Raw genomic sequence first — 16,468 nt, forward strand, 5'->3', positions numbered from 1 at the left:
AGGCCGCAGGCCCAGCCTGAAGTGCATTGCTGCTTTTACCACTAACATCCCAGTTCGTGGTCTTATGCGGTATTAGCACCGGTTTCCCGATGTTGTCCCCCGCTTCAGGGTTGGTTACCTACGTGTTACTCACCCGTCCGCCACTAAGTTAACAAACAGCACTAAGCTCTCAGCGATAAGCTTTCAGCCATAAAGCAAAAAAACGCTTCATTACCTTACAGCCATAAGCCAATAGCTTAATGCTAAACGCTTAGTGCTGCTTGTTAACTCCGTTCGACTTGCATGTGTTAGGCACGCCGCCAGCGTTCGTTCTGAGCCAGGATCAAACTCTCATTTGATGCTGGTTTCTCTTAAACTCAATTTTTCAATCAACGGTACGCTACGCACCTTTTTCAGTTCTCAAAGAGCGAGTGAGTATCTTAGACAAATCAATTTAATTTTGTCAAGAGACTAACGAGGAAATTTTTAATGCAGTTGGTTGCTATCGCTGCTACTGCGTTTCCCGTATAATACGTTGCTATTAAAACAGATTCGCAGGAGAAAAGTAAAGTCATGGAATTCAGGATCATTGCAGGGGACGGAATAAGGCGCAGGGCAGAGCTCAAAACAGGGAGAGGCATCATTCATACGCCTGCATTTATGCCTGTCGGCACGATCGGCACGGTAAAGGCAATGTCCTCTGATGAACTGAAAGAGCTGGGGGCAGAAATCATTCTTGGCAATACCTATCACCTTTATCTGCGGCCTGGCCTTGATGTGATCACCGCTTTGGGAAGGCTGCACAAATTCATGAACTGGGACCGCCCGATCCTTACTGACAGCGGAGGATTTCAGGTCTTCAGTCTGTCATCGTTCAGAAAGATAGAAGAGCACGGCGTGCAGTTTAGGTCGCATATTGACGGGTCTCTCCATTTCATCGGCCCTGTTGAGGCGATGACGATACAGGGCGTACTCGGTTCTGATATTGCAATGGCATTTGATGAATGCATCCCCTATCCGGCCACACATGAATACGCTGCCAAGTCAATCGGGGTGACCAGCAGATGGGCCCGTGAATGCAAAGACCATCAAAATGAAGGCCAGGCCCTTTTCGGCATTATTCAGGGCGGCATGTACAAGGACTTAAGAAAAAGAAGCACCGAAGATATGCTCACTATCGGATTTGACGGATACGCAGTCGGCGGCGTCAGCGTGGGCGAGCCAAAGGAAGAGATGCATGAGATCATCTATTTCAACGCCCCCCTGCTTCCGGCGGACAGGCCGCGCTATCTCATGGGCATCGGTGATTTTGTAGATATGCTTGCAGCGGTCGATGCGGGCTTTGATATGTTTGACTGCGTTATGCCCACACGCAATGCCAGAAACGGTTCGCTTTTTACCAGTCAGGGCAGGCTCAGCATCAAGCGGCAGGAGTTCAAATTCGATAACGGCCCCCTTGACCCTGAATGCGGCTGCTACACCTGCAGGAACTATTCACGGGGATATCTCCGCCATCTCTTCCTTTCGCGCGAGATCCTTTCGATGAGACTGAACTCGCTCCATAATCTCTATTTTTATCAGGATTTCTTCAGGCAGATGCGGGCCTCGATCGAGCAGGGGAGATTTGGGGAGTTTAAGAGGAAATGGAATGGAATATTTGGGCGGGATCGGACAGAGGATTAACTCAAACAGGGGTAAAGAGACTTCAGGAACCTTTTTGGCTGATATCTTAGGGGCACCTGTGTCTAGTTTAAACGGGGGCTACTTCGCCTGCCGAGAGCCATAGGATAAACAATTTGGGTTCTTAATTGGTTGTGATTCTGACATTCAATTAGTTCGATGGGGGATATGCAGGATTGTAGCGCCACTTACTTAAGTCAGCAACAAGTATTTCACTTGGTTCTGTAAGTATTTCATTTGGTATCATGAAGACTACATCAGAAATTGTGAATACGTAATCATAATCAGCCCAACTAGCTTCTGCACCTTTTATATCTTCCTTTTTTATTGTAATATATCTTCCACTTTCTTTCATTTGAAAAGATGCATTTTGGAGTCTATACCTAACGCCTCGTTTCAAGCGTGGTCCAGCAGAAACAGAAGTCAACCGATCGCCAAACGTGTCTTGTACTGATATTAACGCCTGTCCGATGTCGTCGTAATATGTTCGTAGAAGAGCAGTCTTGTATGCCGCTATTGTATGATCACCCTCCAGCAAAAGAAGGACAAATGTGTAAATGAGATCGAGTCCCTTGATTTCCAGCTCTAGTCGTGAATCTGAAGAAACAGCTTCAATTTTAGTATTATTATGGGTTATTGCAGTTCTTGAGTGAATAGAAGCATTCCTTAATATTCGTAGAAGCCTGTAGATTTCCTTTGTCATTATATTTAAGTCATCGGCGATTGGTAATGACTTATACTTTGTTGCAAAGCCTTTTCCTTCCAAGTGGGGAGAATGCAAATCCACATAGGCGTCCAGCAAAGTAAAAAAAACCATTATCTGTAGCAAGATGTTGTCCTTAAGACGAAAGCCCCCGGAGCTTGCTATTAGAGCAATATGGATCTCTCTTTTATCTTTTTCAATGATAACTTCACGTATTTCAGGGAAATGTATTGCCATATCTGTATGTTCTAATGCCTTGAGGGTCTGTTTCAGAAATTCGTTATTCATTTAATACATCTTGCATTTATCTTAGGTATTCAATATCAAATACAAGCATCTAATAATCTATGCTATTCCAGAGCAGTTCCCTGATATTTCGATAAGTAAGAAACCGCAACTTCATATCCGATTTTCATTTGCCTTTAGTCATCCTCACAATCTTCATCAGCACCTTCTCAGTAAAGCCGAACCTTACAGGCATATGCATATCATCGCCAATTTTCGATAAGAAACATGTATGGTCAGGACAACACCTTACACAACCTAATATATATTTTGCCTTGACTGCCATATGTGTAGCCCTGTCCCTAATGGTTTTCCCGCGCTCCGCAGTGCTAATTGCATATCTACCCCATATCAGAGTTACTTTCCCCCGAACAGATAATACAACTCATCATCATCCGCAATCAACCGGAAGAATTTCCCCGATGCGATCCAGGCAACCCCGAATGCCATAAGTGCAATCGCCTCCCCATAGTAGGTAATCCGGAACCTGTCCATCGTCTCTGGCGAGAGCAGAAAGTGAGCAGTGGATATGACAACCATGCATCCTATCATGGTCACCCCGGAGATCAGGTATATGCCGCTTCTCCGTGCCTTTTTCCCGCCAAGCCCCTTGATGTCCTGCCTGAATGGGATGAAGCAGAAGTACGCAAGGATCGAAAAAAGCACCGCGGCAGCTACATAATGGATCAACGAATTGAAAGAGCGGGGGCACCCATCGCAGGATGTGGGACAGATCGCCACGAACACCGCTGCAATCGAAGCAACCTTGCTTGAGGCCGACTCGCTCTCGGTATGGCCGTTATAGGCAAAGAGGAACGAGCCAACCACAAAAAGCAATCCGACAAAGACGTCCCGCGCATTTGAATAGTACGATGCACTGATGGATGTGAGACGCTCTGGCGCGATCAGGCTGACCACGATCGGAAGCGAAAATGCGATCAAACCCATCAGCAGCCTCAGCGCCCTATAGTCAAACACAGACGTTAAAGTCGGCTTATCCATTATGCCTTCTCCTTTATAATCATTTTCTGTTCACAAGAAACATGTAGAGTCGGTACACATTGAGCAATATAATATAAACCTCGTCTTAAATGTCATATGCGTAGACCGGACCATAGCGTTCCATGTGCTTTGGTATCTATATACCATCACAGCCAGGCACAAAAACAGACTTACCCTGAATCGCTCTAGTTAATTCTCTTGCATACCCACAATAACCAAATATATTAGGGTGAGCAGCGCCAGCTGGCACTGAGCCCTTACTTACTCTGCCATCAATTGTATCCTCCACATTACCTGTAAGACCTTGTCTTTTGTATGACCCCCATACGGTATTAAACCATGATCTGGAACTGCATATTCCCTTGCCATGAAATGTTTTGCTCACATCAACAACTGACCACTTATCGTCCTTTATGTCTCTTATTGCCTGATTAAGCGGCTTCAATAAGGAATCGCGTGCAAATAAATACTCTGCTTTATCAAGACCCACCAGATACGGTAGGAATGGTATGCTAAGTCCGACGGCAGTTCGACCTAACCCAGTTTTCTTGTCATCACAAAGCTGTCCGTTTTCATCCTGAGTCGGGTCTGGATACGTAGTAATCAAGACCCGCCTCGCATTGAGTTTCTGCAAGTGATTTTTCAGCTGCTCGTAATGTAATGGCAACAAAGAAAACCTTTTTTTAAGATTGTTTTGCACATCCTTGATACACGAAGAGCCTGCATCGCACCTTCTCACGATTAAATCCTTTATTACAGGGCCAAAGAGGACATCATTTCCTCCGATCGACAAGAGCACGATATCAGGCTGCCTATGCTCTCCGCTACAAGACCTGGTATCAGCAGTCTGCTGCATACAAAGAGCATTGTGAGCTGCTTCTATCTGTGCCGATAATAAGTGCGCAGTTTCAGGCAACAAGGGCGCTTCCTCTGTTGCGTTAGCAGATTCAAAAGAAACCCTGACTTGTCTCGGAGTCTCTCTGCCAATATATGGAGAAAGCAGGCCGCCGTCACCGGGGTCTGTTGGATCCAAATCGCCGTTTACACCTTTACCTTGACCTGCTATTTCGGCACCAGAGCAGGCAAAAGAAAGAAATGTCACGGACTGATGTTTATTCTGTCGGGCCAATGCAAGCGCAGTTAAAGAATGACCTGACAATAGGGAACGGTGGCACAAATGGTCCGTCCATCTGGCAGGCCTATACGAGGGAGCAGACATTATGTCCAGGTTAGGTTCATAACCAACGCTGACCTCAGGAGCACCTTCACCAGAGGCAAAAGAATCTCCAAGGGACACGACCAATAAATCTGATGGTTGGATTATTATAGAATCATTAGCAATAATATTATTGGACTTATCTCTTACAATTACAGCCACGGTAGTTGGTTTCGATGTAAAGGAAGATGTCCATGTCTCACAAGAAGAATTTGACAAGAGATCTCCATCCAATCTCCACTCACAAAACCGAGAGCGCTCACTCAACTTGCCAGATAGTGATATCTTAATTAGCCACGATTCCGGTATGTGTGAATAGCCAGACTGATAACTGGTATCTTTGGAGGACCACTTCGATCTTGGCATTTGTTCTCCGAATGAAGGATACCGGCTTCGCCCCTCTGCATCTCTAATAAACCGCCTCAACTGCCTCACAAATGCATCTTCATCATAATAACCGTCAATAATGCGAAACCGATTTTGGATTTCCCATGAAATAGCAGAAGCCGCCCAGGAGATAGAGGACTGAGCACATATAAATGTGCCAATAGCAATCGTCAATAGACAAAACAATCTGATTAACCGCTTTCCAATCACAATCCTCCTGATTAATAGAATAACTACTGGCAGGCTTCAAATAGTCAGCTTGGTCAGCATTCAGTTACTCTGTATTCTTCACACATATGAGGAGTCATCCCCTCTCATCTCTTCCCCATCATCCCGACATATACCTTCAAAAACTCTCCCCATTTCGTCTTTCTCACAAAATCGAGCTTTGCATAAAGAGGCGAGATCTTCTTTGTCGGGAAATAGATCGACAGGCCGTGGGAGTTTTTTACGGCTACGCCCTTAAAGCCTGACGTTACGATCATGCCGTTATTCGTGAGGGCATCGACAACCGTAGCGCAGGCTGCCTTGATCTCTTTGTTGGCATAACCCTGTTTTAATAAGCCGCAAAAATCAACGAGGTCTACGTATTCGGGTGTGTAATATGCCTGTGCTTGTGAGCGGGCCAGGATAACTGCCATCTTGACCGCAGCTGAGGCGCATCCCTTTATAAGCGCCTTTGCAAGCCCGTCGATTGCTGCTGCCACCTGCGGAGACTTTGTGATGTCACAGGCTGACTGGGTCACACTGTCTGAGGCCTTATAGGATTTGAGGTATTTATCGACGATCATCTTCGAGACTGCCTCAGGCGTCATCGAGGGTTTTGCAGCAAGGGCTGCAAGCACTGTGTCATAGGGCCAGCCGTCTCCGGGTTCGACCTCTTCAGAGCCAACGCAATAGAGGGCCGTATCTTTCAGCTGATACTGGACCTCAACCATGTTCATAAGGCAGGCGTCCATGCCTATGATATCGATCTTCCTGCCGAGCTTTGCAATGACTGAGCTGAAGACCTTCTTCAGTTCGATATTGTCCAGAAAATCCCTTGCGTCATCGTCAAAGGCAATCGCCCTGGTAGTCAGCGCTTTTTCAATGGACGTGCTGAAGACCGCCCTGCGCATGCGACGGCTTGAGACTGAACGCATCAGCCCAAAAGGGATCGTGCCTTTTGCGCCAAAGTTAGTATCTGATATCGATTTACCCTTGCGGCTGATTTCCATCTTTATGCTGCGGGCCAGGCGGTAAATGTTTTCATCGTCCCAGCCTGCTCCGTGGTTCCATATCACAACCAGATAATGCTCGGCAGGATACTTCTCTGCGGCCCAGAGAATAAAGTCGGTCAGCACCTTCGGGTCACCTGTGTTGGTCTCACCCAGATCCTGAACAACATCTGCCCCAAGCTCTCCTGCCGGCTTTATAGCGTATCGTTTCGTTGTCCCCTTTTTCCCTATCCTGTCGAACTGGGCAATGATATTCAGCCCGTTTTTCGATCCGACCTTCTTCATCTCCAGGAGGTCCCCAACGCCGGCGCCGTCCAGGTTGTTGTCCCCTGCAAGATATACCATAACCGTCCAGTCCGCCTTTTTCTCAGCCATGTCCCCTCCCTTTAAACATTTTCATATTCACCCGGTTCTTTCTTGCCCTGAAATATTTACCGATGTTTGCGCCCTTCTGATCGTCTATATCAGTGGGCTGGATCTCCCAGAGGTGGTAGTTGTTAAAGCAGTAGTAAGGAACGTAGCGGAAAGACCGGCCCAATTCAGCGAGCATATCAGCCTCAGGCATCAAAGCAGGAATTGCATCGAGGGTGCTTTCGAGGATGCACCATCTGCCAAGCTCATTTTTGTACAGAGGCCAGCAGTGGCCGCCAAGAGATTTGCTCTTTTCGTCAAAGACCTCTCCAAGCACGACCCGCACACAAAAAGGGCTTATGCCGGCTGCGATCAGCAGGCTTGCCAGAAGGAAGCTCCCGTCTTCGCAATCGCCCTTCCTTATCTGATAGGTCTCAGGAGGAAAGAGCCAGAAGTCGGCCTTTTTGTATTTCGTGGTGTCGTAGACATAGGTAATGCTTTCGGCAGCGAATTGCCAGATGACCCTGGCCCGCTTGTCAAAGTCACCGGGGTTTTTAGTGGAGGGGAGTCCGCAGTCTGCCCTGAGGTCTTTCAGGATCTCCTTCATGATGATGTTGTCTTCGAAGGATATCCATTCTCTTATGTCGGCAGTAATAGATTTCTTTTCGCCGATGATAAACCTTTTTTTCTCAATTGCAGTGTCCTGTACAATGCGCTCGCCGTCCCAGGTAAACCCCATGCCTCAGCCCTCTCCCTGCTGTTGACGTAGATGAATGGTATAAGATTCGCCGGAATAGCTCTTTATTTTTAACCGGCATTATTTTTTACCATATTGAGATAGGGAATGTGACCTACTCAAAAGGGCAGGTAAAGAGGTTTATAGATAATTCTTCTGAAGAGCGATTGACAAGGCGTGACATCTGCTTGAGGCGTTGAGTTTATAGAGGATGTTCTTCATATGGAATTTTACGGTATGCACCGAGATCACGAGGCTTGAGGCGACTTCCCTGTCGGTCTTGCCTTCCCGCATGCAGCCTAATATTTCCCGCTCCCTCAGCGTAAGGATATTTTTCGATTTCAAAGAGGAAGCACGGACTATTTTCGCAAGCGCCTCATGCAGGAACGTTACCGAGTATTGCAGTATGGCCTCTGTGCGGCTGTGCTCTTCGATCGAGTCACCCGAAAAATAAAAGAGACTTCCGGCCTTTTCTCCGTTATAGCATCGTGCACCGCATGCATATCCCCTGCTCAGGCCAAATTCGGCTGAATGGCGGAGCAGCGCAGAAGACGGAGGATATGTTCTGTAGGTTCTTTCCCAGAACTGCACCGCATAATTCCTGAAATGTTCTGTTGCCACAGGATCAGTATGGAGATAGCCCCTGGAGACATAGCGGTCAAGCCAGCCGGAAGGGAAGTTTGCATTTAACATATCAACGGATGCGATACGGTCATCCTGATCAAGGGCAGCAAGCAGACAGCAGGAAAATTCAGCCCCAAAGAGTTTCCCGAAATAGGTGAGCAGGTCTTTGAGGTCGCCCTCCTCTTTACACATAATGCTTGCATCCATGATTTCAAGGAGAGAGAGGGCGTCGTCTTTTGAGAGGAACTTCTTAAGCGGTCTGCCGTCCGGGATGAGGCCTTCTGATTTTAGCGGCTGCAGCTCCTGAGCCTGCGGGACAGTCACCCCGCTGCTTCCCATGCACCATCGAAATCCCCCCAATATCTTTCAGAATAGAAAAAATATAGGGGAAAACAGTCAGCGTGTCAAGCCTGCCGGCACCTTTCTTGCCACCTCTCCCTGCAGCGAGAGTCTGGTCTTTGTCCCGGGAGTCACAAACGACGTTTTGACAGATTGTCCAAGAGAAAAATCAGCCCTGCTCTCAAACCCCATGCCCGTCTCACTGAAATCTATCGACATGCCGGAGTATTGAAGATTGCTCTCAGGGGTCACGATTGTAATGATGATCTGAAAAGCCCTGCGCTGCGGAATGTCCAGACACGAAGCGACCTCGGAGAGGAATTTGACCTTGTCCACAGGCAGAGGGAACTCAACCTCGCCGTTGATTACGGATGCCGACTTCCTTTTCATGGAAAGACTTATCGGAAGGACCGCAACCCTCGGGACCTTTCCATAGACACGGTCTGACAACAGGGCAGCAATATCCCTCCGGTAATCCTCCTCGTCCTTCTGGGCAAGAAGAACCACCATGTCAGGCACTTCAGCGGCATTGAGCGCCTCATTGACTGAACTGAAGACCTTGTAGTCGGCATTCATATCCTCAAAAAAGGTCTTGACGGTCCTGAGCCCGTTTGGGGTCGTCTCTATTAGGTGAAAGTGTTTCATTCTTTATTATTCAGTCCCGTATGATTTGAGTCATAGCCTTTCGGCCTGTGCCATGCAATAATATCAGAAAAGGAGGATACCATGGAAATACTTGATCTCAAAAAACTCATTACGTTTTATCCGGACAAGATCGGCAGGGAAATGCTGGCTGAAAAGCCTGAAATGCGCGTTGCACTCATGTGCCTGGAGCCGGGGCAGGAATTGAAACCGCATAAGGCACCAATGAGGCTGCTAATGTATTGCGTTGAAGGCAGGGGAACGTTTATCATAGGAGAAGAAGAAGTTGACGCGGACGAAAAGACCTGTCTTCTCTGCGATCCCATGATACCGCACGGGTTTAAGGCTGACAAGGGGAGCAGGCTTGTAGTTATGGCAGTGGTAACACCTGTCGATTAAACCACTTTTTTAAGGAGGCTGTAATGTATTTAGTTAATGTCAACATGGATTGCTGCACCGGCTGCGGAGAATGTGTAAACATCTGCCCTGTTCAGGTCTATCAGATGGGTTCTAACGGCAAGACTGACCCTTTTCAGGCAGGGGAATGCGTCGGCTGCATGAGCTGCGTAGAAGTCTGCCCTGACAAGTGCATCGAAGTAAAAGAAATGTAGCATTCTGAGAAGAGGGGAAGCCTGTCTTCCCCTCTTTTTTCCCCCCGCCCCCACTTATTCACAGAATATCCTTTTTCCGAAACATGTTTCAGCCGCAGCAGCATGAAAACGCCTATAATGCTCAGCAGGATTTTTATTGTAGAATAGACCATGCCGATTGAACTCCAGGGCCAGCTTGAGCGCATCACCTTCCATAGCGAGGAAAACCACTTCACCATCGCAAAGATAAAGGTCAAAGGACAGCGGGACCTGGTCACGATCGTCGGCAGTCTTTTCTCTGTATCTCCGGGGGAAGTCGTCAAGGTCATCGGAGCTTGGGACAGGCACCCGAAATTCGGCGAGCAGTTCAAGTTCACCTCCTGCGAGGTCGTTGCCCCTGCCACCCTGCATGGCATCGAAAAATATCTCGGTTCCGGCCTGATCAAGGGAGTAGGGCCGGTCATGGCTAAACGGCTTATCGAAAAGTTCGGCATCGAAACCCTCGACATTATCGAGCATCAGCCCCAGCGGTTAAGAGAGGTCGAAGGCATCGGAGAAAAGAAGCTCGATATGATCAGGGCAGCATGGCAGGAGCAGAGAGAGGTCCGCGACGTAATGCTTTTTCTTCAGAGCCATGATGTCAGTTCTGCGTACGCCTCAAAGATCTACCGCCAATACGGCAAGACCTCCATAGCAGTCGTAAAAGAGAACCCTTACCGGCTTGCAACAGACATCTTCGGCATCGGTTTCAGGACAGCGGACGTCATTGCGACGAAACTGGGCATTCCAAAAGACTCTCCGATGCGCGCAGAGGCCGGCATCCTGTACGTGCTCCAGCAGTTTGCGCTGAACGGCCATGTCTACTATCCGCATGACGGGCTTGTTGAAGAATGCCGTGAGATCCTGAACATCAGGACCGAGATCATAAAAGAAGCGATTGCATCCATTGCCGCAGAAAAGAGGATCGTCATTGAAGACGGGGCTGTGTACCTGGCAGAGTTCCATGTCGCTGAAAAAGGCATTGCCGAAAACCTCAGGGAACTGAACAGGACCCAGCGCAGACTCTTTATGGCAGATCGTGACAAGGCCCTTGAGACCGTGCAGAAGAGCCTGCATATAAGGCTTGCCGAAAACCAGGCAAAGGCGATCATCGAATCCCTTGATGCAAAGGTGATGGTGATCACCGGCGGACCGGGCACAGGTAAGACGACCATTATCAAGGCGATCATCACGCTGCATGCGCTCTCGGGCATGAGCATCCTGCTTGCAGCCCCTACCGGAAGGGCAGCCAAGCGAATGTCAGAGGCAACAGGCCATGAGGCAAAGACCATTCACCGCCTGCTCGAGTACAGCCCGAAAAATGAGGGCGGGTTCAAGAGGACCGAGCAGAACCCGCTTAATGCAGACCTGATCGTGATCGATGAGACTTCCATGGTCGACACCGTGCTTATGTATCATCTGCTGAAGGCAGTGCCGAAGCAGGCAACACTTATCCTTGTGGGCGATATTGACCAGCTGCCCTCAGTCGGCGCGGGCAACGTTCTGAGGGATATCATTGATTCAAGACAGGTGCCCTGCATCAGGCTGAACCAGATCTTCAGGCAGGCACAGAAGAGCCTTATCATTGTAAATGCCCACCACATCAACCGGGGCGATATGCCGCTCACGCAGGCTGAGCAGGACGCAGATCAGGACTTCTATTTTATCCAGATAGAGGAGCCTGAGAAGGTGCTCGAAAAGATCATCGAACTCTGCGCAACGAAGGTCCCGGAGAAATTCGGTTTTGACGCGGCAAACGACATACAGGTGCTCACTCCCATGCACCGGGGTGTTGTTGGCGCATCGAACCTCAATGCAGAGCTCCAGAAGCATCTTAATCATTCTGCTGACGAACTGCATCGGGGCGGAAGGGTCTTCAAGGTCAGGGACAAGGTGATGCAGATACGGAACAACTATGACAAGGATGTGTTTAACGGCGACATCGGCAGGATCGCTGCCATTAACAGGGAAGACCAGGAGGTGATGGTCGATTATGACGGGAAGGCAGTGGCGTACGACTTCTCTGAACTTGACGAGCTGATACTGGCCTATGCCATCTCCGTGCATAAATCGCAGGGGAGCGAATACCCTGTGGTGATCATGCCGGTCCTGACGCAGCACTACATGCTGCTCCAGAGGAACCTCCTCTATACTGCGGTCACCCGCGGCAAGAAGCTCGTTATCCTGATCGGCACGAAAAAGGCGGTCAACATCGCGATCAGAAACAACAAACCGTCGGAGAGATATACAAAGCTGAAAGAACGGCTTATGGGAAGGCAGGGATCCTGATGATCTGTGATGCTCTGAATAACTTCGCTGCATACCTTTGCCTCCATCCTCACTTTGCCGACGTTCTCGCCTTTCTGAAAACCCATGAAACCACCCTGCCGGCTTTGCCGCCGGGGACATATGACATTAATGGCAGCGGCTCCTTTGCCTCGGTCAGTGAATATACATCAAAGCCCGAGAGTGAAGGATTTCTGGAGTATCACAGGAAATTCATAGACATCCAGGTCGTCATTATGGGAAGGGAAACGATCGGCATTGCCCGGAAGGACCGTTGCAACGATCAGGGATATCAGGAAGAGAAAGATCTGGGCAAAGTGGATGGCACAGCAGATTTCATCCTGATGGATACAAACAATTTTGCGATATTCTTTCCGCAGGATGCCCATATGCCGCAGCTCTCCTGTTCCGATCAGCGGGAAAGAGTAAAAAAGGTGGTCTTCAAGATCCCGGTATAGTTACGTATTAATCCGCATTCTCTGCACGTTTTTTATCTGTCGGTCATGAAAACGGGCTAATAGGGCAATGGCTGCCGATGCCCCGAGGAACGCAAAAAACATGTCAGACTGGGTGTCCCACATATCTCCCTGGGTGCCGAGGAATTCCTCTGCCCCCTGGCCAAGTGCAAGAGCGGCCCACCATTCGATCAGTTCATACCATGCGCTTATCGCCATGGCCACACATATTGAGAGAAAAGCTGCCATCTTTCGGCCCGAAACGTAAGAACCACGAAGAAAAATCTCCCGCGCAATAAGAGCCGGCACAAGGCCCTGTGCAAAGTGGCCGATCTTGTCGTAAGGATTGCGGCTGAGTGACAGCAGGTCCTGCAGCCAGAAGCCGAAGGGTACGCGTGCGTATGTATATGCTCCGCCAGCCATCAGGATTATCGCATGGACGAATATGAGGCCATACAGCAATGACGTAAGCGGGAGGCGGCGATAGGTCGCCGCAAGCACAGGCCACACGATCAGAATAGGGGCGACCTCCATAAGCCATGTGGCACGGTCAAACGGCCGGATTCCGGAGATGAGGAGAAGCAGGAAAAGGATAAGTCCGGACAGAAGCAGGATTCGCCCGCGTGTCAAAACCGCACCCTGCTCTTCATGAAAATGCACCGCACCAGGAGTATACACCGGGAAAGGGCGGCATGTACGACCGCCCTTTCCCGTGTTCCCGAGAGGTTACTTCTTATGGCACTTTGCGCAGTTTGCTGCATCGCTGCTCTTGAAGGCCTTGGTGCCGTTATGGCACTCGCCGCAGAACTTTGCTGCATTCATCTCTGCCATCGTGATCTTTGCAGAACCCTTCTTCATCTGAAAGATCTTGGTGTGGCAGTCATTACACTTAAGGCCCTTGTCAGCATGGGTCTTGCCGTCGAACACGACCTTGCCTGCGCTGCCGCCCGCATAATCAACGGTCTTTCCCGGAGGCACTGCAAGTGCGCTCCCCACAAATGCCACGATCACCAGAACTACTACTGCCAATACGGTCTTCTTCATCTTTCCTGATCCTCCTTATGGAATATTGGGCGGCCAAGCCGCCTGTGTCTACTCATGCCTTTGTCTGTTCCTGCCCATACCATACCACGCAATTATGAATAAGCTGCGACCGCATTATGAAGGATTATGAATTCAGTAATGCAGGTCTGTCCGGCAGTGTTACGGTAAATGTCGATCCATTGCCGTATTCGCTCGATGCGGTTATGGTGCCTTCATGGGCCAGGACCAGTTCCTTCGTAATTGCAAGCCCCAGTCCGAGGCCTCCCCTACTGGCCTTGTAGAACCGTTCGAAGATAAACGGCAGGTCCTCTTTTTTTATCCCCTCGCCGGTATCTTCGACCTTGACTGCAATCATTTTTGTTTCATTCCCGATCCAGGACTCCACCCCGACCTTCACCACTCCCCCCCGCTGAGTTGCCTTGAGCGCATTGCTCAGGAGATTAATCACGATCTGACTCAGTCGGTCAGGATCGGCATACAGCGTGGTCCCCTCCCTGCAGTCAAGAACCAGCTCCACACCCTTGTCGCTGAACATTTTACGGTACCGCTCGATAATATTCCGAAGGAATATATCAAGACTGATTGACCGCCTGTCAAGATTGAGACTGCTGGCTTCTGCGAGAGAGAGTTCTTCGAGCCCCTCGATAATGGCCTTGAACCGTCCGATCTCTCCATAAAGAGACTGGATATGGTCCTGATCAAGGGGTATCAGACCGTCCATCATGCCTTCAAGTTCGCCGCGTATCGCGCTTACCGGCGTCCTGAGTTCGTGCGCAATGTTTGAAGTCATTTTTTTCCTGAGCGACTCCTGGACCTCAAGCGCATGGGCCATTTTATTGAACGCCTCGGAAAGCCTGCTGATTTCGTCAATGCTTGATGCTGCCACCCTGCTGCTCAGATTACCCTCCGCAATAGCAGCAACCGCTCTGGTAAGCTGCTCAACGGGGGTCGTCAGTCTTTTGGAAAAAATAATACTTAAGAGCACCGCTGCGCCGCCCATCCCAAGGAGTGAGATAATGAGCAGCCTGTTTGAACGTTTGACAAAATAAAGTTCCTTCTGGCTGCGCAGGAATCTCAGATCTACCCTTCCGATCTCCTTGCCGGAAAGAAAAAGTGCATGGGGCTGGAAACTGCTCGCTTCATCTTTATATCTGAGGATTGATATGGCTACGATCCGCTTTTTTACATAGGGAGAAAGGATATTGACTGCGCTGTCCGTATCGATCACGAAGGAGCCGTCTGCATCATAGAGTTTCATCTCAAAGCCTAACATAAGAGCCCAGACCGTGTTTTCAATAATCTCGGCGTTCGGCCAGACGCCATACTTTTCAAACGTGCTTTCAAGTGACGTAGTGATCCACGATGCCCTGTCCTCTACCTCCCCCTCAAGATAGCCCCTGAAATCCCTCACCATAAGTTCCCGCACAATAAGCGCAGATGAAAGGGCGATTGCGGAGACGGAAATGAGGATAAGAAATACCCTGAACCAGAGCTGTCTATACATCTTTTTTGATCGAAAAGCGATAGCCCACGCCATAAATGGTAAGAATGACGGCAGGGTTTTTGGGATCATCCTCGATCTTGCGCCTGATGTTTTTGATATGCGCGTCAATGCTTCGCTCATACCCCTCGAACTGATATCCGAGGGCCCTATCAACAAGCTCCTCGCGCGTAAAAACCTTTCCTGGTGCTGAGGCAAGGCTGAAGAGAACCTTAAACTCGGTCGGCGTGATATCAACCGACGTGCCGTGTTTCTTCACCACATAGCTCTGGCCGTCGATCAAAAGGCTTCCATTGCTGAAACTCATCGGTTCTGCTGAACTGAGGTCTTCCTTCTTTGCCCTTTTCAGAAGCGCCTTAACGCGGTAGACCAGTTCCCTTGGGCTGAAGGGCTTCACCACGTAATCATCGGCACCGAGCGCAAAACCTGCTACGCGCTCCTCCTCGGAAGATTTTGAGGTAAGCATGATGATCGGGATATCTCCGCTCTCCTTGATTTCCTGACAGACTTCCTCACCGCTGGTGTCAGGGAGCATGAGATCAAGAATCACCAGCAGTGGTTTCTGCTTCAGCAGCGCTGCCGTTGCCTCCTTCCCCTTCTCGAACTGCAGGACTCTGAATCCGGCCTCCTCGAGATAGACCTTCACGACCGTTGAAATCTTCCTGTCATCTTCAATGACAAATATCGTCTGCATAGTCCTGATTATACCCTCTGGATCCGGTCTCTATTCCCCCGGCTTGAGGGACCATTTACGTCCTCCATCTTTCCGGATAGTGCCTTCCAGTCATATTCCTGCAGGTTCACGGCCCTCGCGTTGAGGACCTTATTCCTGACAGCCTGGGTTCGTTCTGAATCCTTTATGATACCGTAAAACGGAAGCATGACAAAAAATGCCCGGTCAATAAAGTCAGGCAGGGGCGTCAGGACATCTGCTCTCCTGGTATGAAAAGGGTCTTCGCCCTGGCCGCACGGTTTCGTAAAAACAATGAACTGCCTGCAGGCAACGGGACGCACAGGGTAGATCGAACAGGCATTCTCAATGAGAAACGGGCAGGGAGGTCTTCCCGCATGGCCTGCAAGCTGCTCAATAAGAACGTTCCTGATCTGCCCCGTCATCTTTTCGATTGCATACCAGTATATGCCGGCGAGTTCAAGCGGATAGACCGGAATGTCAGTATGCGTCTTACAGCAGGCTCCACAGCCTTCACGGCATGCAGTCCTTCTCAGTGTTTTTCTTTTTTCCCGTTTTATGGCGATGTCTATGCCTCTGTCGATGATCTCGTAGGCGTCCAGGAGCATCGGAAGCCATGCAAAGCGCGCCTCGTCTTCGGGAGCGCAAAAGCGCCTTATCTCAGTATCTGCTGACTTTCTCGTTTTTTTCACTTTATCAAT

General features: G+C 49.3%; 17 protein-coding genes and 1 rRNA gene. 5 read left to right on the forward strand and 13 right to left on the reverse strand.

Annotated features, from left to right (window positions below; all coding sequences use genetic code 11):
• Positions 1-339: ribosomal RNA gene (locus tag HZB31_00005) — 16S ribosomal RNA — on the reverse strand; the annotation flags it as partial.
• Between the two features lie 213 nt (positions 340-552).
• Between HZB31_00005 and tgt the strand changes: the two genes are divergently transcribed.
• Positions 553-1,662 carry a tRNA guanosine(34) transglycosylase Tgt gene (tgt, locus tag HZB31_00010; protein MBI5846337.1) on the forward strand — a complete coding sequence of 370 codons (1,110 nt, stop codon included), beginning with the start codon at positions 553-555 and terminating at the stop codon, positions 1,660-1,662.
• A 148-nt stretch (positions 1,663-1,810) separates the two neighbouring features.
• Here the strand turns inward: tgt and HZB31_00015 are convergent, their stop codons facing one another.
• The 7 genes from HZB31_00015 to HZB31_00045 all read right to left on the reverse strand — a co-directional run bounded on the left by HZB31_00015 (position 1,811) and on the right by HZB31_00045 (position 9,164).
• Positions 1,811-2,650 carry a hypothetical protein gene (locus HZB31_00015; GenBank protein ID MBI5846338.1) on the reverse strand — a complete coding sequence of 280 codons (840 nt, stop codon included), beginning with the start codon at positions 2,648-2,650 and terminating at the stop codon, positions 1,811-1,813.
• Between the two features lie 354 nt (positions 2,651-3,004).
• Complete coding sequence (locus tag HZB31_00020; protein ID MBI5846339.1) at positions 3,005-3,649, reverse strand: hypothetical protein; 645 nt, start codon at positions 3,647-3,649, stop codon at positions 3,005-3,007.
• A gap of 136 nt (positions 3,650-3,785) precedes the next feature.
• The gene (locus HZB31_00025; GenBank protein MBI5846340.1) at positions 3,786-5,462 is read right to left on the reverse strand and encodes a hypothetical protein; all 1,677 of its coding nucleotides are present in this window, start codon (positions 5,460-5,462) and stop codon (positions 3,786-3,788) included.
• 104 nt (positions 5,463-5,566) lie between these two features.
• Positions 5,567-6,844 carry a peptidase C11 gene (locus HZB31_00030; GenBank protein MBI5846341.1) on the reverse strand — a complete coding sequence of 426 codons (1,278 nt, stop codon included), beginning with the start codon at positions 6,842-6,844 and terminating at the stop codon, positions 5,567-5,569.
• Positions 6,837-7,559: a transglutaminase domain-containing protein gene (locus tag HZB31_00035; protein MBI5846342.1), complete on the reverse strand. Its 723-nt coding sequence runs from the start codon at positions 7,557-7,559 to the stop codon at positions 6,837-6,839. The genes HZB31_00030 and HZB31_00035 overlap by 8 nt, the downstream gene beginning before the upstream one ends.
• A gap of 138 nt (positions 7,560-7,697) precedes the next feature.
• Complete coding sequence (locus HZB31_00040; GenBank protein ID MBI5846343.1) at positions 7,698-8,519, reverse strand: LuxR family transcriptional regulator; 822 nt, start codon at positions 8,517-8,519, stop codon at positions 7,698-7,700.
• 57 nt (positions 8,520-8,576) lie between these two features.
• Positions 8,577-9,164: a PilZ domain-containing protein gene (locus HZB31_00045; GenBank protein MBI5846344.1), complete on the reverse strand. Its 588-nt coding sequence runs from the start codon at positions 9,162-9,164 to the stop codon at positions 8,577-8,579.
• Between the two features lie 81 nt (positions 9,165-9,245).
• On the opposite strand from HZB31_00045, the gene HZB31_00050 reads away from it, so the two are divergent.
• The 4 genes from HZB31_00050 (at position 9,246) to HZB31_00065 (ending at position 12,534) form a co-directional block, all read left to right on the forward strand.
• The gene (locus HZB31_00050; GenBank protein ID MBI5846345.1) at positions 9,246-9,560 is read left to right on the forward strand and encodes a cupin domain-containing protein; all 315 of its coding nucleotides are present in this window, start codon (positions 9,246-9,248) and stop codon (positions 9,558-9,560) included.
• Between the two features lie 23 nt (positions 9,561-9,583).
• A complete protein-coding gene (locus HZB31_00055; protein ID MBI5846346.1) occupies positions 9,584-9,772 on the forward strand; it encodes a 4Fe-4S binding protein in 189 nt (62 codons plus the stop codon).
• A 150-nt stretch (positions 9,773-9,922) separates the two neighbouring features.
• Positions 9,923-12,079 (forward strand): ATP-dependent RecD-like DNA helicase, encoded by a 2,157-nt coding sequence (locus HZB31_00060; GenBank protein ID MBI5846347.1) that lies wholly within the window; start codon positions 9,923-9,925, stop codon positions 12,077-12,079.
• Positions 12,079-12,534 (forward strand): YhcH/YjgK/YiaL family protein, encoded by a 456-nt coding sequence (locus HZB31_00065; protein ID MBI5846348.1) that lies wholly within the window; start codon positions 12,079-12,081, stop codon positions 12,532-12,534. Before HZB31_00060 ends, HZB31_00065 begins: the two co-directional genes overlap by 1 nt.
• On the opposite strand, the gene HZB31_00070 is transcribed toward HZB31_00065, so the two are convergent.
• The 5 genes from HZB31_00070 to HZB31_00090 all read right to left on the reverse strand — a co-directional run bounded on the left by HZB31_00070 (position 12,535) and on the right by HZB31_00090 (position 16,459).
• A complete protein-coding gene (locus tag HZB31_00070; protein MBI5846349.1) occupies positions 12,535-13,065 on the reverse strand; it encodes a DUF2238 domain-containing protein in 531 nt (176 codons plus the stop codon).
• 192 nt (positions 13,066-13,257) lie between these two features.
• On the reverse strand, positions 13,258-13,575 hold the full coding sequence (locus tag HZB31_00075) for a cytochrome c3 family protein (GenBank protein ID MBI5846350.1): 318 nt from the start codon (positions 13,573-13,575) through the stop codon (positions 13,258-13,260).
• Between the two features lie 124 nt (positions 13,576-13,699).
• Positions 13,700-15,079 carry a HAMP domain-containing protein gene (locus HZB31_00080; protein ID MBI5846351.1) on the reverse strand — a complete coding sequence of 460 codons (1,380 nt, stop codon included), beginning with the start codon at positions 15,077-15,079 and terminating at the stop codon, positions 13,700-13,702.
• Complete coding sequence (locus tag HZB31_00085; protein MBI5846352.1) at positions 15,072-15,770, reverse strand: response regulator transcription factor; 699 nt, start codon at positions 15,768-15,770, stop codon at positions 15,072-15,074. Before HZB31_00085 ends, HZB31_00080 begins: the two co-directional genes overlap by 8 nt.
• Before the next feature lie 8 nt (positions 15,771-15,778).
• On the reverse strand, positions 15,779-16,459 hold the full coding sequence (locus tag HZB31_00090) for a YkgJ family cysteine cluster protein (protein ID MBI5846353.1): 681 nt from the start codon (positions 16,457-16,459) through the stop codon (positions 15,779-15,781).
• Positions 16,460-16,468 lie beyond the last annotated feature (9 nt).

The organism is Nitrospirota bacterium, assembly GCA_016235245.1.
Lineage (GTDB): Bacteria > Nitrospirota > Thermodesulfovibrionia > Thermodesulfovibrionales > UBA6898 > UBA6898.